The following is a 20,655-nucleotide window of genomic DNA, read 5'->3' on the forward strand; positions in this document are numbered from 1 at the left end:
TCCTTAATAATTTATCTATAAAATGTCGCCATTGTTAAAAACTATTCATGCAGATAAAGACTATCAATCTGGATGAGCGGAGGACTGATACAGCTTAGGCAATCTGAATCAATAAGTTTGATTTTGTTGAGATAGATTTTTTAAGTTTTATCAGTCATGTTTAACAAATAAAACCCAATCCATAAGAACAATAAGGGTTAGTACTATTTCATATTTTTGTTTGCACCCTACCTTAAATCATCTACGTACCCACTATCTAAAGCCAATTGACATGATTTCCTAGGACTAAAAATTAATTCGCCTTGATCTGTTTCTTTTTTATTTTAACTTTATAAGGTTCAAAAATGGCAATACGCTATTTATCTTTTGATTTTGATGGATGTTTATTTAACAGGGCTTATGTTGAATTACCACATAACAATTATAGTAAGGATCAAACTGATGCCGTCCTGGTTAAAAATAGGGAGTTACTAAACAAACTAAAAAGTGAAAATACCAAGTTTTCAGCAGTTTACGGTTTCATCGGCTCGGCCCGCCAAGATTACTTCACCGACATGCTCAACAGCGGTATTTATACTCCAAAACAATATAGGGGATCTTGTTGCCCGGCAATGGCCACGATTTGTGATTATCTGGGTATTACGTTTGATCCACTCCTGCTTGCAGATATCGATGGCGAATTGGCCAGTGGCACTTCATACCAGCGTATAATGGATGAGATTAACAACGGGACATGGAGTGATAACAATAAAAATACTCATCAACATGCAATCTGCGCCGGTAACGATGAATATAAAAGAACCATTCTTTTTGCACAAATGCAAAAAGCAGCGGATGATCATCCAGGAGAAGAAATCATATTTGATTTTTTTGATGATCGAACTGACATCTTATGGACTCTAAAAGAGTATTTTAGCGAACATAACCATATGATTCCAAAGAATGTACAGTTACGTTTACACAGCTATGCTGGAGAAAAAGACAAGTTAATTGCGTCTATTCAAGGTATAGGAAACCCAATATCCAACTATCAATTCTGCCTACGCACAATGCATGAAAACGTTAAGTATTTACATGAAGTTGCAGAAGCGCTAAAAGAAGTGACTTTACAACCCCGTCCTGAAGAAAAAATATTTTCCATTATGAAGGAACTTGGTAAAAAGGGGCTCTTCATCAACAGCGCTCAGGAAGTAAACGCATTCTTTGCTCAAAACCCTGATGCAGACTTTGTGGTCCATCCCAGCTCACAAAAATCGGATGATCTCCTCCTGTTCAATACTTCTTATCGAACGTCTAAAAATATTGTTTCCACAAGATATGGTTTTGATTTAGATGGCAATTTATTCCTATTGGATAAGGGTGAGCGATTTGCGATCGAAATGGATCCTCAAGGATTAATTGCCACGCTGGCAACACATGTTGCAAATGCTCGAATTTATATAGAAAACAATGACAATTGGAACAATCCAGTCCCCCAACCCGCTCAAGAACAACCTGAGGCAATGTCAAAAGGTCAAAGCCTCTACCTGGAGCTGACAAATAGCCCATATTTTGTTGGGTTTAGGGCCTCACGTTTTGGACTCACTCCAGAAGGTCAACTTTTTTCTCTAGATGACATTGCAGCATATAAGATAAGGGAGGCATCTGAGGATTTATTGGGCTTTTTGAAAGATCGTATCCTTATTGAAACAGCACGGGTCAATCAAGCCGAAGATCTTGAGAAGATCACCTTTAGGGGGAGTCAAATCCCAGCGGGAACAACGGGAGCAGCCGCGCAAACCAATAGAGCAGTGGCATCACAAACAGGATTATTTGCCCACAAAGCCGTCGCAAAACCTCCAGCAGAGCCTGTTCTTGGGCATGACATGCAACCTTAAATAGTCTGTAGCAAGCATAGGCCTGACTTATGCTTGTTTTTTTCATAAGGTTATCAAAATGACAATACGCTATATATCTTTAGATTTTGATGGATGTGTATTCAATAAGACGTTCATGGAATTATGGAGTAAACAATATAAAGGCCGGCAAGCGCATGCCCTTATTGTTGCGAATCAAGCTCTTCTATTCCAACTGAAAAAAGAAAATACTTAATTTTCAGCAACCTATGCATTCATTGGCTCGACCCGACAGGACCTTAGTATTGATGAAATGAATGGGAAAGGATCATGCTGCCCAGCGATGCTCACTATTTGTAATACGCTGGGTATGGTACATGACCCCTTACTACTGGCCGATATAGAGGGCGATTTGGAAAACGGCACTTCCTTCAATTTAATCATGAGCGAAATTACTAAGAACACCTGGGGTATGTTCCGTGAGAATACTCATCATCATGCTGTTTGCACGCAAGCTGATGAATATAAAAGGCCGCTCCTTTTTGCACAAATGCAAAAAGCAGCAGCGGATCATCCAGGAGAAGAAATCGTTTTTGATTTTTTTGATGATCGAATGGATATATTGAAAGCCTTGAATCACTATTTTATCAAATATCCCTACCTGATTCCTCAAAATGTAACCCTTGGTCTGCATCGTTACGCCGGAGAAAAAGAACGATTAATAGAGTCTCTTCATGGTGAAGGAAAACCGATAGCAGACTATCGATTCTGGGTACGCACGATGAATCAAAATATCAATGATCTGGATAAAGTTGCAGAGACTCTGATGGATAGTGTCATGAGTCGCAAAGAGAAAATATTCTATATTATGGATGATGTGTTTCAATATGGCTTATTTATTAAGAGCCTTGATGATGTTAAAGAGCACTTCGCTAAAAATCCTAAGGCTACTTATGTTGTCCATCCCAGCAGGCAACCAGGTGACGGAGGTGCTCTGTTCTCTATTTCTTTTAAAACGGCTAAAGGTATCGTTTCATTTCCCTTTGACTTTGATTTCAATAGCAAAAAAATCTTTTTAGTCAATGAGGATGAGCGATTCGAGGTAGACATGCATCCGCGAGGAATAACGACCACACTGTTGTTGCTTACTGAACAAGCAAAGTTCATTATAAACCACGATGACCAATGGAAACCTGGCACTCATAAGGCTCAATTAAATCTTAAGAAAATATCAAAAGGCGAAATTCTTTATCAGGAGCTTACAGAAAGTCCCTATTTTGTTGCCGATGCCCAACGAGGTAAAACTGTTCTGGCAGAGAATCCCAACCTCCCTTTTGTAATACGCAAAAGCAGTTTCACAAGGAAAGGGATGATCACTTTTGCTACTGACTTCAATACCTCTAAGGGAATTTTTTCTAAACGATATGGCCTGAATGCTCAAGGAGATCTTTTTGTTCTGGATAACAAAGGTGCATGTAAGCTCAAAAACGGTTCCAAAAACTTATTGGACATTTTGAACGAGCAAACTCTTGTTGCGGAAATACTTGTAAATCGAACCAAAAACCTTGGGGACATCACCTTTACTCAGGATCATAATGAAGCGGGTTCTCAGGATCAAACAACTGGGGTTGTGGCCTCACAAAAAGGATTCTTTGCCCACAAAGCCCCAATGCCGGCTGGCGTGCATGTTCTTCCTCATAGTATGCAACTGAAATAATACTTAGTAGCAAACATTGGTTGATCCTGTGTTTGCTACTAACGAGTAATGGCATTAGAACATTATTTTTTTCAAATCCTCTTGAACCTTAGCTGTAGATAAGTTAACTATCAAGATGGGCCCTAAATATTCAAATAGATTATTGGAATGCAAAAGGATTGAGACATGAAGACAAAAATACCTACCTTCTCAAAATCGCAAAGCAAAAATCCTAAAGACAGCCGGGCCTTGCCCCTTCAATTGGTACAAAACGCCGAAGCCGATCGCATGTATTACCTAAAAAGTACGGCAGCAGAAATAAACAATTTTTTTTCCTTACGCGTCAAAGAACTGTATCACACGCTGGCATGGACCTTTTCTTTAGATTCTGTAGATTGGAGTACGTTCAACAAATACATCTGGCCTACCATTTCTTCTGGTGCAGCCTTACTTGTTGGTCATTATCTAACGCCGTATCTCAGTGAGTATTTCATGGGTAATCCTGAATATGATTTTGTGATCCAATTTCTTTTTAGTGCCGCTGTATTAGGATATTGTGCTTTAAATCGAATTACGGATAAAAAACTTGATTCTGGAGTATCTCTATCTGTTGCGGTAGCAAGTGAGGTGACAGCAATAACCTATATGTACAGTTCCGTTTTTAAGGGCACTACTTTTTTTCTACCTATAGCAGATGAATATTCGCTCATTGCCGGGCTAGGAGCCAGTGCATTGGTTGTTCCCAGCGGCATTTCCTACCTCACGCAAAAAGCACAGGAATTACTCGTCCGCTTCCAATATAATCGGGGCGCACAACGCTCAGATACTGCCGTGATTTCCAGCGGGTTAACGCCAGTATCCAATACATGGCTCCAAATCAATCATTTTATCGCCAGTGAATTGATGGTTAGTTCCCGTGCCTTTCAATTAGGACTTATTTCTCACAATATTCGTTATGCGGACCGAATCGTACAGAAATTTCGTAACTTACCGGCATTACTCGCTGATTTAGCCCCATCGACTATAAAAAAAATGCGTGTGCAACAAGAAAAACTGAACCATGATTACGAATACAATCATAAGGTCCATCGGGTTTTAAAATTTACCGCAAACGGTCCGATATTCGTTAACGTTCCCAGATACCAGCTCCGTACTGGCGATTTGGTTCTTTGTGATGAGGGCATCAATTTAGATTGTGTGCCCATATCGGGGGAGCTTGTGGCGCTTCAACGCAATGTGGAAGGCAAATGGACCCCAACGTTGGAGCGAAAAAAATTTAGCGTGAATCTGAAAGCGCAAAATGGAGAGGATGTTTGGATAGAACATCAGACCAAAGCTAATTTGACATCAGATTACAAAAAAGTGGACTTGTATGCAGTTCGCGATGGTAAACAAGCCGGAGTACTGGTAGGCGATAAATTAAACCTATATGGGAATGACAATATTTTTATTCAAATTAAGCCTGAGAAGGAACTCATATTAAGTAGTAACTATGAGAAGAAAGCCGTTATTAATGAGATTATCGCCGAACGCAAGCAAAGAAGTGTTTTATATTCTATTTTAGGCTCCATCATTATGGCTGCTTTTCTGCAGAGAGACATTACCCTGATGCCTGCAGAAACGCTAAGACTCATGTTCACCCTCTTCCAAACGATGATTCCCTTTTCTGAGGCTTTTTTACGGGAAACTGTAAATAGTCGTTTAATGAAAAGCCTCAATAGCAATTTGGGGGATCAACCTTTTGAGACGATTGATGCCCTTCGTCTGGTGGATTTATGTAATGCTTTAGGTGGATATTATCGTGATAAATTTCCACGTGGGGTTGCAATTATTTCAGATAAAACCGGCACGCTGACTACAACTCAAATGGATGTATTAGGATTGTGGACTACCGATATGCAATCTGAAGTACAGCACCTAATCAAAGAAAACAAAGGAAAACTTCCTCTACCCAAAGAATCACAATGGCGTAAGTCCTTTGAGGTATTTTGTTATGCCTTTACGAACAATATAAAGGAATTAGAACCTGAGGAACATGCCATTTTGGGGTTATTCAAATCTCTATTGGATAATTCTCAGTGTTTGGAAGTAACTACTCTCGGAAACAATCACTTTAAAAAAGTAATTACTTCACAAAAAGAAGTTGAGACCTTTCATCTGGGTTTGTATCGCACCTTTGGCGGCCGTTTCACGCTCGTGCAGGATGGTGAAGCATCCTCTCTTGTCTTTTGTGGAGTTCCTAAAGCAGAGGCATTTCAAGAAACGCCTTTGTTGCAGGCATATACTTCGATGCAAAGTCGTACTGCAGTTTTATCCCGCGATTGGTGCATCGCCCACACGCCAATTAATGAATTTGAGTTTACCACCTTAAAAGAATTATTTGATAAAGATGATAAAAAAGCGATTGAAGCGTTTATTTTAAAAAATCCATCATTACTCAAAAAATTGGGCTATTACGGCACTTTTATTATTGATAACCCAGTAAAAAAAGGAGCTGAACAATTTATCGCTCAATGCCGAGAAATATCCGTTCCGGTATTTGTAGCAACAGGTGATACCACTAAAGCAGCGGTAAATATTGCCAAAGTACTATGTCCGGAAAATGCGAAAAACATCATTACCATTCGCGCCAATCAGGCTGAAGACCTGGCTTTTGACAGTTTAAGTGAAAAAAATTGTCCACCCGATGCCACGGTCATATTTGCCGGCGTCAATGAAAGCGTATTGGCACAGTTGCAAAAATTGATGGATAGAGATAAAACAAAGCGCCCAGTGATTATTTTTGCAGAAATGAGTACCGAGGGAAAAGGTATTCTTGCCCGTTATCTCAAAGATCATCATTATTTTATCGTCGCCAATGGTGATGGGACCAATGATGTCATGATGATGAAAAACGCCAATGTGGTTATCGCCCATCATTCCGATGATGGGACGTTTGCCCCTGGAGTAGGTGCTTTAGCCAATATCAGTGAAGAGCAACTCAGAAGATTATTTGGTTCTGATAAAACTTTTTACGAGCTTTTTGATATTAACCTTCCGAAAAGCTTGTTTGTCCAGCAATTTGCTCCTTTAGCGAACTCTCAAGAAAAACCGACGATGGCCTTAGCACTTAAAAGCGGCAAAATGACCTTTGATTTAGCCAAAGCGGTCGGCGCAAATGTCACGGAAATGAATCAGCAACATTGGTATAGCGTTGCATTTGACCTGTTATGGCTGTGGATTGCATTTTATGAAATTAATCAAAGCGCTGATTTACCCATGGATAACCGCAATATCAATGCGTCAAGACTGATTTCAAATACAATGGGCATTGCGCTACTCATTGCAGTTTTTCAATCTTTGGCAAATTATGCACTGTTTAATGAATCAACCAACTTAGGCAGCATGCTGATGATGTTAACCCTGCTCCCTTTCGTTCTAAAAAGTGTTTTTTCAGGCTTTCAAATGGTTCAAGAGAGTTTGTACCCAGCACCTGAAATCATTGAAGTTGAAGAGGAAAAGGAGACGAATACCAATCGCTCCATCCTCAGTTATGTGGGTTCTTTTTTTTCACGTAAACCTGCAAAGCAATCGGAGAAAATATCTGCTCTTCCTAAACTGCAATAGGGATAAAAATCTTGAAGAAAAGTCAGATTGGACCACCCAATGTGACTTTTCTCAATTATTTTTTAGTAAGAGGAGAGCTGAAGCGAGCAGTAATACGCCTCCGATAACAATCAAACCGGCACTGGAGATAAGGGATAATAAATTGGATCCAAATCCCGTAACCATCCAGGCAAAAGCCATCACAGCGCCCGATATCCCCATCACCCACCCTTGCGATTGGGCATCAACGGCATTGGAGAATAACGTTAATAGACAAGCAAATGCCATAATATCAAAAGTTGCGATAACCACCGCTAAGGGCCATTGCAACAAAGAATTAGGAATCACATAAACCAGTAACTGACCCAAACCCGTCAGTACAAGGGTATATAAAGCGATGTGCTGTACCTTATATCGTTTAACACACAAGGGCATACCGATAAGGATGCCAATAGCAAAACCTAAACCAATCATCCCCTGCACTGCACCCAATTGCCAATTGGTGTAATGGTAAGCGGTCTTCATATGGACAATGATGAATTGAAAATAAAGGCTAAATCCCATTTGCATCAATAAAAAAACCAATGCCAGAATGCGAACGGATTGATGCTCAAATGCTTCTATGAAAATTTGTACTGGCCGAAAAAAGGATATTTTTTTATGAGACAAAGCTAAAACAGTATCTTGATAGCCAAGTTCGATCCAAACCCAAGCGCTAAACGCAAGGAATGCTGCCATCAAGAAAGGGGTCGTAAAAGTAAACCAAGGCAGTAATTGTTGATCCGACATCACTCCACCGAGTAATGGACCCAGAACGGAGCCAAAACTAAAACTCATAGAAATTAGACTCATGTTTAAGGCTTTAGTCTCTGGTGTGCTCAAATCTGCAATGGAAGCCTGCGCTATAGGCTGGCTACCCGCCATTAAACCAGAAAGCGCCCTGCCAATAAGTAATAAACTCAAACAAGAAAAAGCAACTCCAGCCCCCATGAGTAAAAAACTAATAGTTATTCCCAACATGCACAACAATAATACCTTTTTCCGTCCCCAAACATCAGATAAATCCCCCATAAAGGAAGTTCCAAAAAACATGCATAAGGGATAAAGCATATAACTTAATCCCAAATAAAAATGTTTTACTGCCATACTCGCATTGGCACTCAAGACAGGACTATGTTCCGCTGTAAATAGAGCGGTCATTACTGGATAAACGAGGCCAAAGCCTAAAGCATCGATGACAACTGCAAAAAAACAAGGAGCGGTTTTTCGAAACATAGAACACCTTTGGATTAAAAATATCATCTAATATACTGATATTTCTAAGAGATTGTCTAATAAAGAGAATAAGTAATCCCACTCATCCTCCGTGAGTAAGCGCTTTGATGGAATAAACAGTGTGGAAGAATAGGATAATTAGCAAACTCCATCCAGGCCATTTCCGCATGGACGGGTATGGCCTATGATTTTTTCAATAAAGTCTTGGTGAGCAAAAATTCAATACTTCTTTCCTTCTACTGCTCCAGTGGCAATTTATTTTGTTCGATAAGTTTTAATGCGGCATCCACAGTGTCTTCATCATATTGAATCCCTCTTCCACGTCTAATTTCTGCAACAGCTGCCTTCACACCTAAAGCGGGCCTATAGGGTCTATGGGATGACATTGCTTCCAATACATCCGCTACGGCGATCACCAAGGCTTCAGGCAAAATCTCTTTTCCTTTCAGTCCTCGAGGATAGCCACTGCCATCAAGACGCTCGTGATGTTGCAAGATTACTTCGGCTACAGGTTCTTTAAGTGGAACATCTTTTAAAATATCATAGCCTGCTTGTGGATGCCCCCTGATGAGCTCCATTTCAACAGCGGTTAATCGAGTTGGCTTGGAGAGAATTTCCGCGGGAATTGAGATTTTCCCTATGTCATGGACTAACCCCATGAGTTCAAGTGATGCACAACGTTCAGCCGACCAACCGAGCTCTTTGCCAATTTCCTTTGCGATTAATCCCACCCGACGCTCATGGCCTGCGGTATAGGGATCACGGAGTTCAACCATCGACGACACAGCGAGAAAAGTTCCCTTTATCGCTGCTTCTAATTGAGCGACATATCGATCTATTTGTTCTCTTGCGTGCTGAATTTCGGTCACATCATCGGCTATAGTTAAAAACTCAGAATTACCCTTCCAGGATATGACCGTGGTATCAACTCTTAAAATTAAAGAGGCACCGTCGCTTTTTCTTGTTAGAGGTAAGTTGTAAGTAATACTCGATTGAGCGTGATCTAATTGCTCCCACTGTTCCAGAACTAATTTTCTGGTTGATTCATCCTCGATCAAATCCAGCAAGCCAATTGATAACAAATCTTTTTCATTTCGACCAACTAGTTGACAAAAGCGAGGATTTACATAGAGAAATCGCTTTTTATTACGGATATAGACACCAACATGTGCTTGTTCAATAAATGCCTGGAACCGTTTTTCACTTTCTTTAAATCGCTGTTCTGCCTCGGTTGCTTTTTGTTCCGAGTGCACTCGTGTTAGCGCAGTCTGTAATAGAGTCGCGACTGAGTCTATAAGGGCAACTTCCTCCGGTAAAAAAATGGTCTCTGATGGAGGGGAAACACAATAATAAACGTTTATTTTTATTGCAGCTCCTCCATTAAGTCTAAATGCCTTTTCCAATTGATAAGGTAATTTTTCCGCATCAGGATTTGAACTAAACTCACCCCAACTACTTTCTATTTTTGCAACCATACGTTCAGGGTATTGAAAAGCAGAAGGTAACTCATTAACGGTTTTTGTTAAGAGTTCTTTAATATTTAAACTGCTGAGCGCAATTAAATTGGAAATGGTATAAAGACATTTAAGTTCTTTAATCCGTTCACCCAAGTCGTAGGTCAATTTTTTTCGCTCATCTTCAAGCGCTTTACGAAAGGTAATATTTTTTACGATTTGTACCCAAGAATTAGGGAATAAATCAGATTCTATGGGTGACAAGCTGCATTCCACCCATTCCCCTGTTCCGGTCTTAATTTCCACAATAAATTTATCTCTTGTGAACGGCAGTTGCGAACACACGGCACAGTGCTCCATCGCTTCAGACGGATTATGAAACAGGTCATGGGAAGATAGGCCTACTAATTCCTCGGGTTTAATCTGGGTATATTTTCCTGCCTCAGCGTTGGCTTGGCTAATGGTGCCTTCAGCTTGAACAATAAACGTTGGATCAGGAATATTATCGTAAGTTGTTGCAGCACGTGCCAATATATCAAAAGGTCGGCGTAAGGTTTGTACCACTAAAGCAATATAAATAAACCAAAATGAGTATATTTTCAAAATGTGGCCGACTATGTTCTGTATGCCAAATAAATTTTTATAATCTGACAATGCTAAATCGGAAAGGATCATGGAGACTAAACTCAGGCTCATATAGAAGCGAAGCTCTTTTGATATAAAGCCTTGCTCATACCAAAGTAATATGAGGGTCATCGTCAAAATAAAAATTACCCCCCATTCGCAATAAAGCTTAAACCAAGTCACCCCATAATTATCAATATAGGTGGTTGGAAAATGACCTGAAAAAATGGCAACAAAAAAAGCCAAGACTATTAAAAAAAAAAATCAAATTAATCACCCAAATCTTCATGGAATGCTTAAAAAAATAAATCGCAAAAAGAAAAGATAAAGCCTGAAGAAGACGGGCAGAAATCCAAAGTTGAGTACTTAAATTACCTCCCCCTTGGGGTAATAAATCCATTCCCTTATACGAGAGCATATGGGCGATATCGAGGAGTGTCACCCAACCTAAAGCAAAAGAAATAAAAACCACAAACTGATTTCTGGTGAATTGTGTCGTTGTGGCGGCTACAGTCATTGCAGTTAATCCGATAAACACCGAAATTAACTCAGTCAGCGTGTGAAACACCAGAAAGTTGGTTTTATACTCGATTAAAATACAGATTAGGAATAAAGCTGTGGGTGGTATCAATACTCTCCACAACGGTGATTGCACGGGGACATAAGGAGTATAGGCTTCCCTATCAATACTCATAAATGATCTCCCGATGATATTCTTGGTTCATCCGTATGCATCCCGTAAATGGAATTGACTCCTATTTTGCTTTTCTAAGTATAGTTGAATTAAACGTTTAGGTCTGATTTTAATAGAGGACCTGCATAATTAACGGAATATCTTTGATTCACTCAAATACTCACAAAAGATTCAGCTCATATTTCCTTAATTATTTATTGTTAAAATTGGTTTATTTTTAGCTAATAGTAATGAGGTTTTTCATGCAAAAGAAATACGAATCCACGACAATGGGAGCAACCAAGAAAGAGAAAAAAACTGTTTCTTGGAATGACAATAAGACGGAAGGAAAAATAGATGAGGAACATCTCCAGATTGGGGAAAGTTTTTCTCCCACCAAAGAAATATTAAATGATGAGATTTCAAAATTACAACAAAATGGATATACAGAAATTGAAGCAACTGCGATAGTAGGCAAACCGATAACACCTAGTGGCATAGAGATTATTAAACATGAAATTTTTTATGACTCCAGCGAAAAAATCGCGGAGGACAAATTTTCAAAAACGCAATCTACTAGTCCTAAAGAAAAATCGCCAAGTTCAGGAGATGAAGCGCAGGACACAAAACTTGGGTTACCCTTGCAAGAGAATAAGCAAGAAAAAGAGAATGCAGTAAATCCTTATAGCTTTTTCTCTCCAACCACTATTGGAGTAGGAGTAATTTTAGGCGTTGCTGCGACACTGGGAATCGCTGCATTAAGGAAATAAAACAAGAGTTATCAAGTTTCAATGGAGGCCTGGGTGAACGCAACGCCGTAACCCGGGTTTTCGAACTAATTCACACGACATACCCTAAGTCCCTGCACCCAAGACTACAGAACGTCTAAAATGTCAGTGGTTAAAATAACCATTTTTTAAATCCGTTTCAAAATCAGCTGGCCAATTACTTCGATAGAGACCATATTGCTTTTTTATGGAATTCTTTTCAATGGTTATCCACACCTGCGTACTGACTATTTGGTTGGGATCATAACTTGAACCGTTCTTTATTGTTATTTTGAATTCATGAGTAGAAACCCCATTCCTAAATAAAATGTTTTGAATATCTTCTTTTATTACATCCTCTCCATCATGCATTGTTTATTCCTTAAACAGGTACTTGAGATAATTATAGTATCGGGAAGCTATTTCTCATTAAATTCAGTGATCCAAAATTTTTGTGATGAATTGATATTTTTAGGCACAGGCACTACGACTATGGTCTGAACCAGGGGGGGATTAAAAGGACCGTCAGCAGTTGCCCATTGATAAGTGATTTCAAATTTCCAGGAATTTTTACCTTGTGCCATTTTTTTAATCTTATAGGAAGTAATCCAAGGGCTAGAAACCCCGGAAACCCAATAAGGCCATTGATCTTTAAATTTCTTTTTTAATTGATCCGAAAATAACATGAATTGGACGGCGCCATTACGTTGTTTATTTGCTTTCGCAAATAAGTCCGCTACTCCATCCAGCCTCTGAGGCGCCAGTGCTTTCTCTAACATGGCGATTCGCGCTGCATCTGAATCAGATGGTGCCCCGTTTTCAGTCATACTCTGAGCGTTAACGGAAAATAAAATCATCAACCCGCAGAGCATGAGATTCTTTTTTGTAAAGTTCATAAAGTTCTCTTTATTAAGGGTGGCCTTAATCTATTTTATAGGCCAATTTATGCCTGGTGTCATTAGGGCTGACTTCCAATTCAACTGTCTTCACTAAAATACCATGATTTTAAAACCACCAAACTTTGCTACAACTCATTGCAGTTGGACGAGTATTTTTTAAAGAGCCCAATTAAATGTTTTGCTGATGGCCCCATTTCTTGGGGTTGGTGGTGCACTAAATAAACTGGGTAGGTTCTGATGTTATTTTCCTCCATAACCAGAGGCAGGATCGGTAAATTCCTCGTTTCAACCATTTGCTGTGGAAGCCAGGCAAAACCTATTCCATGCGCTACACATTGAACTTTCATTTCCAAGGTACTTACCTTCCAATGAAATTCAGAACCTAACCAACCTTCATTTCGTTTATTATTGGCTCCAGAATCCTGAGCGATGAGATAACGTTCCTCGTAGAGATCTTCGAGAGTAACCTGTTTTTGATGCAAGGGGCTGTCTTTGTGAGCGTATGGACGAAAATGCACGTCCATTAATTTATTCCCTGTATAACCTTCTGGAATTTTTGAAATAACAGCAAGTTCTACATCCCCCTGAACTAATTGATCACTAGGACCTGATAACAAGCCTTGATGGATAATCAGCTTAGTCCATTGATTTTCCTGAGCGAATTGGTGCAGTACGGCCATTAATACAGATGATGGGAAAATCTCATCAATGGCGAGGCGTAATGATTTTTCATAGGTTGATTTCAAATTAAGCGCCGCAAGTTCAACATTTTTTGCCGCCCGGGTAATTTGTCGCGACAACTTTAGAATTTCCACTCCTTGTTCAGTCAACACAGCCCTACGTCCCTCAAGCTGCATTAATTGCAACCCTAACATGTCCTGAAGTTTGGCAATCGTATAGCTGATATTGGATTGGCTTTTATGCAATTTTATTGCTGCTTTAGCAAAGCTGCCCTCGTCGATTACGGTTTGTAATGTCCTCCATTGTTCCAAAGTGACCTTAGTCATCATTCACCACTCCAATCCATCTAAAAATTAGATACATTTGACCAAAATTATGCGCTTTTTTAATTTAAATAGCCATTTATAATCAATTTGTTAGATTAAAAAGGAGCAATAATGAAAAAAATACTGATGTCATTAATAACGAGCGGTTTATTGATTCACTCAATTTCTGGAGTCGCAGGATCTCTTCAAGAGAGAAATAAACACACCGTAAGCCAATTTTATCAAAAAGCATTGAATGAAAAAGACTTTGATGCGGCACAAAATTACCTGGGGGCATGGTATATTCAACATAATCCTATGGCTCAGGATGGAATTGAAGGCTTAAAAAATTACATTAATTACCTCAAAAATACATACCCTCAATCACACAGTGAAATCAAACGTATTCTTGCCGATGGAGATTATGTGATTGTCCATGTTCACTCTGTTCTAGAACCGGGAACAAAAGGACGGGCTATAGTGGATATTTTTCGTCTAGAAAACAATAAAATCTATGAGCATTGGGACGTGATTCAATCCATTCCCGCTGAATCAGCAAATAGTAATGGGATGTTTTAGAAGAAATTCCCCTTCATCCACCCTTTAAGTGTACCTTCTCTCCTTTGGGGGGAAGGATCGCATGCGTGACCTCAAATATAAGGTCGCTCCTCGCCCCTCGCTCTGAATGAATCATTCCTATACGGAATAATGATACCGAATGGACACTAAATCATTTTTTAAAAAATGCCCAAAAATCCAACAAACAATATATAATTACTCTTTTTTACATTAAAAATACGCATCATAGATAAAATAAAGTTCAGGAATTAAATGAAAACCCAGACTGAAATACTCGAAGAGCTAGGCTTGTTGTATGAAAAGAATCAATCACCAACCATTGAATCATCTGTTGAACCCAATGGTGGGGTCCTGAACCTTGATAAAGCGCTCGCAGACAATCCAGAATGCTGGGATACCATCGCTATAGGAGCCTCCCAACTTGAAAAAAAGACAATCATTCTCCAATGTAATTTAAATGAATCATCAAAAAACTTTCAATTGAAACAACGTGTTATCAGTAAATTAATTGAAGATAATTTTTCCGTATACCTTCCGACTCAGGAGGGTTTTAAAAAAATAGAGGATGAGGCACAAGTGGCGCTCATCGATAAGCTATATCATAAGTTAGATCCAACTGAAGAAACTGCCCAGCTAAAAAAACTAAATCTTGTCGGCGATCGCATTACTTTTTTGGATGGACCTGGATTTGATGATCTTTGTGCGAAAATTTTAGACTCCCCTACTGCTTTCTTTCATTTTATCAACTTCATCACCCTCGATTTTGTGCATCTGTACAGCGAACTGGGTTACAGCGAAATGTGCAAAAGTGATTTAAACAGTGCCCTGGAATGGTCTTTTGATACTGCACCTAATCCGGATATAGATTGGCGAAAAAAATACGTGCATTTTGAGGAAAAAATTTCCAACAGAAAACCAGGAGAACCAATTCCCACTTTTTTGCAATCGGCTCAAGCACTACATACTGCTGAAGGACGCGATAATCTTTATCGTTCCTATTTACTACAAAATTATCCTGACTTACTCAAAAAACCAACCCATATTTCTTTGGCCAACAACAGATTACCCTTATTTTCTTTTCTCAACCGAAGAGAAAACCTCTTTTCACTGTCCATAGACTGTTGTGAATTTGGCCCCGATGAAGCAGAAGAAGACCCGGATGATGAAGTTCTTTTAACGACTACTTTAAGATTTTTTTTCGCACAAGAAGTGCGATTTTCTGCACAGTATCTTGCTACTTTATTAAATAACTCACCTCATTTGGTATCTCTTTGTCTTCTGAATGGCTCGGTGAAACATCATACGCCGCTAGCACTTAATCCTAAAAAATTAACTCATTTAAAGACCATTTCTCTGGTCAATGAGTGGATGGCAATCTCTCAAATCAGCGATTTAATTAATGCAACCTCCAATTTAACGGAGCTCAATTTATCTAAGTGTTATGGCCCCTGGGATAGCCCACTTACAATTAATGCGCCACTGACTCATTTAAAGGAATTGTGCGTCAATGCAAGTCTTATTTTTGATGATCTCTATACCCTGGTTAACTCAGCTCCCAGTCTTGAATTATTAATCATATCCGGGTTTGATTGGATGGAATATGAAGCGCCTCTAATTCAATTAGATAATCCGCTCAAAGCCCTAAAGAAAATGGTTATCACACGGGGATTAATGACTGCGGGACAACTCGAAAATCTCTTGGATTGTGCTCCGAATTTAACTCATCTTGAAATGTCGGATTGCTTCATTGAAATGGACTCAATTAATGTTGCACCCAATTCACTACCCCATTTAAAAGCGTTCATTGCCCTTCAAAGTAATCTAAACACCAAACAATTACTCAACCTTTTACTAGCGGCACCTCATTTACATGAGATTAAAATTAATAATCCCGATAATCTCCTTGACCTGCTTAATCGTTTGAATCCAGGATCGCTTCCTTTTTTAACGCACATTACCTTTACTTCAGAGGCATTGAGCTTTGCCGAATTAAATCAATTAATAAAAGTGGCACCTAATTTAAAATCAATATCCTTTCCTAATCCCAAAAATAAAATGGAACGACTGGCATCACAATGGCTCAAAGACAGTTATCCACAAATTGAAATAAAATTTTTAGAAGACAGCTCAAATAGCTCCCAAGAATTGGTGGTACCGAGTGATGGCTCTCTATCGCTTGATGGAAATATTGGTAAAAACGATCACATCCCCACCTTACCGGCGCGAACAATTTTCAGAGCCAAAGAAGGTCCAGATCCTCTAGTTTCAGACTATCACCTTGAGTCATTTTTTTGGCTTGCTCCCAGCAAAAGCTTCAGACCCTATATCCCTGCAGAAGAACATTTAGTACCCGTTTCTGAATCCTTAAAATGCACGATACAACAATTAGAAGAACAGTTTGACCATCCAGATACAGCAAAAAATTCGGTGTATGGGCAATTTATTTTTGAAAATCCCCAAGTCGGTAGATGGCTTCAATTACCTGCTTTAAGTGCCTACGATACACTCATTAGCTATGCAGCAGAACATCCCGATTATGAAATTAAAAGGTGTAAGCTTTCAGGTTATTACTTCATCAAATTCAATAAAAAAGTAGAATCTTGTCTGGTGAATTACATTCTTGAACCAGAAAATAATATTGATTTCACCCTCGACCAACAGGCTCCTAAAGAACATCTCCAATGGATATCCCAATTATCTTTTGATGCAACAGGGAAATTAGTTGACTGTGAAGCATATCGAAGTTTGTTGCAACTTGATGTCAGACAACGTATTCAAGCATTAGCCGAATATTGCCGCTTTGAAAAAGAATCCGCAGAATCGGATATAAAAGGTAATGTCATTGATGTTTTGAATACTTTAATTCAACAACGTGCTGGGGTTTGCAGACACCGTGCGCAACTTTTTTCCGCTCTGGCGGATGCATTGAACATCAATGCCAGTCTGGTTGATAACGACGTGCATCAATTCGCAAAGGTGCACTATAAAAACGCCCATTTTACTCTGAATTTAGGTGGAGGGGCAGCGAATATTATTAACCTGCCTATGACACCAGTTAAAAAAAGACATGAAGCAAAGACAAATGAAGAGGCAGTAGAAAAATCAAAACAACCCGTTCCTCCTTTGAAAGCAAGTAATCGATTTCAAACCTGGAATAACTTCCCTATTCAAGCCCAAAATGCGGATGAACTGGCACAGAAACTTACTGCCAACGATTCGTATGCAAGACAATGGCTTATTTTTAAAAACAATCAAGGCATAGAAGCCCTGCATCAAGCGTCCTTATTGTGCAAAAACACGTTGTTTTCACGTGACTTGGATTCGCTGGTGCTTCATAACACCCGGGTCGAGCATAACAAGGATCAGCAAGTAGATAGCCCAATAAGTCAATTTTTAAAGAATGCAACATTAAATCCGCATGAATCCTTTACGTGGTTCATTAACTGGTCTGACCCCAAAGCACGTCATGTCAGCTTAAACAGCATTATTGATAATGAAGACCGTAATCTCGGAGGTCTCCCTATCCCACCGAATGTGCATCTTGTCGTAGGAATGGATGAACGCTCCGCATACAAAATGGGTGATGATTTTTATTCGCGTTTCGATGCAATCAGCCAAGCGCCTGAACTCCCTGCTATCGTTTTGCCAGATATTAAACTCAATCAACCGATAAGCGATGATGATGTTCTTTTTGCTTCGCCGCTCCATTGGGAGTCCATTTTTCTGGGACGGCATACTTTTAATGAGGGCACTTTAGAGATTGCACCGGGTGCACTTATGAAAGCATCTCAAAATCAAACCTCTAAGTTAGTGTTGCATCATGCGCCATTTGAAGACCCTAAATTCCGTTTCTTGATCCAAGAATTATTGGCTAAAAAGCGCTTTTTCTTTAATGGTGAATGGCACGAGTTGCACAAGGATTTTCACCTGGTATTTGCCCAACCTGATTTGAGTACTTATCCCGAGGTTATTACGCCTAAAGAAACGCCTAAAAGAAAGCGCATTGTTAACCAGACCACTCTGCCCTTATTTTCCAATCAATACAAAATCACTAACCAGCATACACTGAAGCCGCTTCCAGGATTTTTTGCTGCAGATTCTGCTTTTGAATTGATCGTCACCGATAATTTAACTGAAATCCAGTGGTATAGCCTCTTAAGGGAAGCCCAAACAGCATCCTGCGCCCTAACGATTAAAGCAACACCAAAGGTATTCATTCCTGAGCCATTAAAAAAATGGGTCATTCCCATCGAACCATTAGGACAAAAGAATCGGCTCATTATTTCCAATGATTTAGATGATGCACAGGAAAAATATAAACCGGAAGGCGCCATCACCATCAATGTCGATCCTAAAACCAATTTTAACAGTTTGTTCTTTCACGTATCATTGAAAGACAAACAATTTAAAGGGGAAGACACTGAATTACTAAAAGCCATTAAAGGGGGCAAACCGGTAATTCTCAAAGGACAATTCGCAACAACTTTTGCCCAACAAGTACAGACCCTCTTCGTTGATCCACCCACACTTTGGGTCAATGGTGAAGCCGTTTCGGCGCCAAACATCACCTTAATTACTGACCATGCAGCTCCATTTAAAGCCGTCCATAAGACAACCCATGAGTACAAGCCTGAAGAAGATTTCGCCCGCTTAACGCCTGGTTTAGCAGAACAGTTAAAGAAAACCTACCAAAAGCTCCAACTGACAGCATGTCATAGCCATTTTATTGATTTGCCAAAAGACCCCGCTCAGCATTCAAAATGGCTAAATCATTTAATCCAGCGACTAGAGCACCGAGCGGGAATTCTTCCTGACCATACGGAGCCAACTACTCCTGAAATGGTGATGAACTATCTGGACGATCATTCATTGGTGTTTCTAACGAGTAAAACTGGGGCTGGGAAAAGCTATTTTGTCCAGAAAATCCTGCCTCAGTTCGGTAAGCAACATCTAAAACCCATCAAAATCTATCATGGATTGGCTGGAGTAAAAAACTGGCTTGAGCATCAGGATGCAAGACAACCCATATTATTTCTTGATGAAGCGAATATCAGTCAGAATCATTATGCGTTGTTCGAAGCACTAGCGCGAGGTGAGCAAGAGTTTTGGTATGAAGGAACCTGTTACCCATTAAAAAAACATAAAATTATCTTTGCTGGAAATCCGACTCATTATGAGGGACGTTTTGAGCCTGATTTATTCAGACGCTTCCCCCATTATATGTCCTTTGAAGGGCAACGCTTGGATAACATTTTAAGTCCTTTACTTGAGGACTATGATGATGCAAAAAGCTTGTTGCATCTCATTCAAACCTACTATATCAAAGCACAAGCTGCCGGACTGAATATTACCTCCCGTAATGCGCAAATGATGTGTCTGCGGTTTTTCATCTTAAAAGAGTTGCCGCACACTCAATTGCTATCCCATGATTTTCTCATGCGATATGCCATTTTAAGCGAAATCAAAACATTAAATCTCGATAAAAAACTCAGCCAATCCATTCGTCTTGACATAAAGCAGGAAAAAAGCTGGAAACAAAAAAAATCGACACTCAAAGAGGTTCTGGAACAATTACAGCCGCAAACGAAGGATAAAAAATTCATCTGGACTGAATCACGCAAGAAAATAGCATTAAGCATCGAAATGTTGTTGCTTATTCGAGAGAAAAAGATAAAAGGTCTTTGGGATCAGGAATTGGGTATCAATGGAATCATTCTTGAAGCAGAGCCGGGTCTAGGTAAAAGTCAACTCGTCTATGCGTTGCTGAAAGCAAAAGGGGTTGAATACAACACCATTGCCCCAACCAATCCTAAAGAAGTACAAGCGAAACTCTTAGATGCGTTTCATCAAGGACAAGTCGTTTTTATTGAGGAATTTAATACCCAAGTGCATGAAGAACTACTTAACGCATTACTTTCAGGCTATGACCTTGAAGGAAATCCGCCTAAAAAACCCGGCTTTTGCCTCATTGGGACCCAAAACCCAACCACATTTCACGGCAGACAACCATTATCCAAAGCACTCGATAATCGTCTTATGTTGGCCGAATTAAGCCATTATGACTTCAACGAATTCATCCAAATACTCACTGAAAAATTTCAATTACTTGTAGAGAAGGCAAAAACTTTGACTGAAGAGTATTTTTCAGCACGTACCTATGCGCAAAGTCAAAGCTTATTCCCACCACCAAACCCACGAAATGTCATGAAAGTGGCGGAGGAAGAACAAAGACATGAGGTATTGGTGCACTAGCACCGCAAGGAAACTTCATAATCTGCATTG

General features: G+C 39.6%; 13 protein-coding genes. 7 read left to right on the plus strand and 6 right to left on the minus strand.

The window, feature by feature from the left end; genetic code table 11:
- Positions 1–344: 344 nt before the first annotated feature.
- The 4 genes from OQJ13_RS06270 (at position 345) to OQJ13_RS06285 (ending at position 7,137) form a co-directional block, all read left to right on the plus strand.
- Positions 345–1,877, plus strand: coding sequence for a hypothetical protein (locus tag OQJ13_RS06270; RefSeq protein ID WP_265709979.1), 1,533 nt, complete (start codon positions 345–347; stop codon positions 1,875–1,877).
- 58 nt (positions 1,878–1,935) lie between these two features.
- Positions 1,936–2,091 carry a hypothetical protein gene (locus OQJ13_RS06275; RefSeq protein ID WP_265709980.1) on the plus strand — a complete coding sequence of 52 codons (156 nt, stop codon included), beginning with the start codon at positions 1,936–1,938 and terminating at the stop codon, positions 2,089–2,091.
- A gap of 57 nt (positions 2,092–2,148) precedes the next feature.
- A complete protein-coding gene (locus tag OQJ13_RS06280; RefSeq protein ID WP_265709981.1) occupies positions 2,149–3,552 on the plus strand; it encodes a hypothetical protein in 1,404 nt (467 codons plus the stop codon).
- 165 nt (positions 3,553–3,717) lie between these two features.
- Entirely contained in the window at positions 3,718–7,137 is a 3,420-nt protein-coding gene (locus tag OQJ13_RS06285) for a cation-transporting P-type ATPase (protein ID WP_265709982.1), read from the plus strand.
- 51 nt (positions 7,138–7,188) lie between these two features.
- Here OQJ13_RS06285 and OQJ13_RS06290 read toward each other — a convergent pair whose 3' ends face one another.
- From OQJ13_RS06290 to OQJ13_RS06300, 3 genes are all read right to left on the minus strand, one after another.
- Entirely contained in the window at positions 7,189–8,391 is a 1,203-nt protein-coding gene (locus OQJ13_RS06290; protein ID WP_265709985.1) for an MFS transporter, read from the minus strand.
- Positions 8,392–8,627: 236 nt separating this feature from the next.
- The gene (locus OQJ13_RS06295) at positions 8,628–10,652 is read right to left on the minus strand and encodes an HD domain-containing phosphohydrolase (RefSeq protein ID WP_416209904.1); all 2,025 of its coding nucleotides are present in this window, start codon (positions 10,650–10,652) and stop codon (positions 8,628–8,630) included.
- Between the two features lie 10 nt (positions 10,653–10,662).
- Positions 10,663–11,163, minus strand: coding sequence for an MASE3 domain-containing protein (locus OQJ13_RS06300; protein WP_265709988.1), 501 nt, complete (start codon positions 11,161–11,163; stop codon positions 10,663–10,665).
- Positions 11,164–11,405: 242 nt separating this feature from the next.
- Here OQJ13_RS06300 and OQJ13_RS06305 point away from each other — a divergent pair, with 242 nt between their 5' ends.
- Positions 11,406–11,912, plus strand: a complete 507-nt coding sequence (locus OQJ13_RS06305) for a hypothetical protein (RefSeq protein WP_265709989.1) — start codon at positions 11,406–11,408, stop codon at positions 11,910–11,912.
- Positions 11,913–12,035: 123 nt separating this feature from the next.
- Here the strand turns inward: OQJ13_RS06305 and OQJ13_RS06310 are convergent, their stop codons facing one another.
- From OQJ13_RS06310 to OQJ13_RS06320, 3 genes are all read right to left on the minus strand, one after another.
- Positions 12,036–12,281: a hypothetical protein gene (locus OQJ13_RS06310; protein WP_265709991.1), complete on the minus strand. Its 246-nt coding sequence runs from the start codon at positions 12,279–12,281 to the stop codon at positions 12,036–12,038.
- Between the two features lie 47 nt (positions 12,282–12,328).
- Positions 12,329–12,805: a hypothetical protein gene (locus tag OQJ13_RS06315; protein WP_265709993.1), complete on the minus strand. Its 477-nt coding sequence runs from the start codon at positions 12,803–12,805 to the stop codon at positions 12,329–12,331.
- Between the two features lie 128 nt (positions 12,806–12,933).
- On the minus strand, positions 12,934–13,818 hold the full coding sequence (locus OQJ13_RS06320) for a LysR family transcriptional regulator (RefSeq protein ID WP_265709994.1): 885 nt from the start codon (positions 13,816–13,818) through the stop codon (positions 12,934–12,936).
- Between the two features lie 108 nt (positions 13,819–13,926).
- On the opposite strand from OQJ13_RS06320, the gene OQJ13_RS06325 reads away from it, so the two are divergent.
- Entirely contained in the window at positions 13,927–14,373 is a 447-nt protein-coding gene (locus OQJ13_RS06325) for an ester cyclase (protein ID WP_265709996.1), read from the plus strand.
- Between the two features lie 252 nt (positions 14,374–14,625).
- Positions 14,626–20,625: a hypothetical protein gene (locus OQJ13_RS06330; protein WP_265709998.1), complete on the plus strand. Its 6,000-nt coding sequence runs from the start codon at positions 14,626–14,628 to the stop codon at positions 20,623–20,625.
- Positions 20,626–20,655 lie beyond the last annotated feature (30 nt).

It is taken from the genome of Legionella sp. PATHC035 (assembly GCF_026191115.1).
GTDB lineage: Bacteria > Pseudomonadota > Gammaproteobacteria > Legionellales > Legionellaceae > Legionella.

Coding starts and splice junctions, on each gene's coding strand:
- OQJ13_RS06270 (WP_265709979.1), top strand. CDS start 345: ATGGCAATACGCTATTTATCTTTTGATTTTGATGGATGTTTATTTAAC.
- OQJ13_RS06275 (WP_265709980.1), top strand. CDS start 1,936: ATGACAATACGCTATATATCTTTAGATTTTGATGGATGTGTATTCAAT.
- OQJ13_RS06280 (WP_265709981.1), top strand. CDS start 2,149: ATGAATGGGAAAGGATCATGCTGCCCAGCGATGCTCACTATTTGTAAT.
- OQJ13_RS06285 (WP_265709982.1), top strand. CDS start 3,718: ATGAAGACAAAAATACCTACCTTCTCAAAATCGCAAAGCAAAAATCCT.
- OQJ13_RS06290 (WP_265709985.1), bottom strand. CDS start 8,391: ATGTTTCGAAAAACCGCTCCTTGTTTTTTTGCAGTTGTCATCGATGCT.
- OQJ13_RS06300 (WP_265709988.1), bottom strand. CDS start 11,163: ATGAGTATTGATAGGGAAGCCTATACTCCTTATGTCCCCGTGCAATCA.
- OQJ13_RS06305 (WP_265709989.1), top strand. CDS start 11,406: ATGCAAAAGAAATACGAATCCACGACAATGGGAGCAACCAAGAAAGAG.
- OQJ13_RS06310 (WP_265709991.1), bottom strand. CDS start 12,281: ATGCATGATGGAGAGGATGTAATAAAAGAAGATATTCAAAACATTTTA.
- OQJ13_RS06315 (WP_265709993.1), bottom strand. CDS start 12,805: ATGAACTTTACAAAAAAGAATCTCATGCTCTGCGGGTTGATGATTTTA.
- OQJ13_RS06320 (WP_265709994.1), bottom strand. CDS start 13,818: ATGATGACTAAGGTCACTTTGGAACAATGGAGGACATTACAAACCGTA.
- OQJ13_RS06325 (WP_265709996.1), top strand. CDS start 13,927: ATGAAAAAAATACTGATGTCATTAATAACGAGCGGTTTATTGATTCAC.
- OQJ13_RS06330 (WP_265709998.1), top strand. CDS start 14,626: ATGAAAACCCAGACTGAAATACTCGAAGAGCTAGGCTTGTTGTATGAA.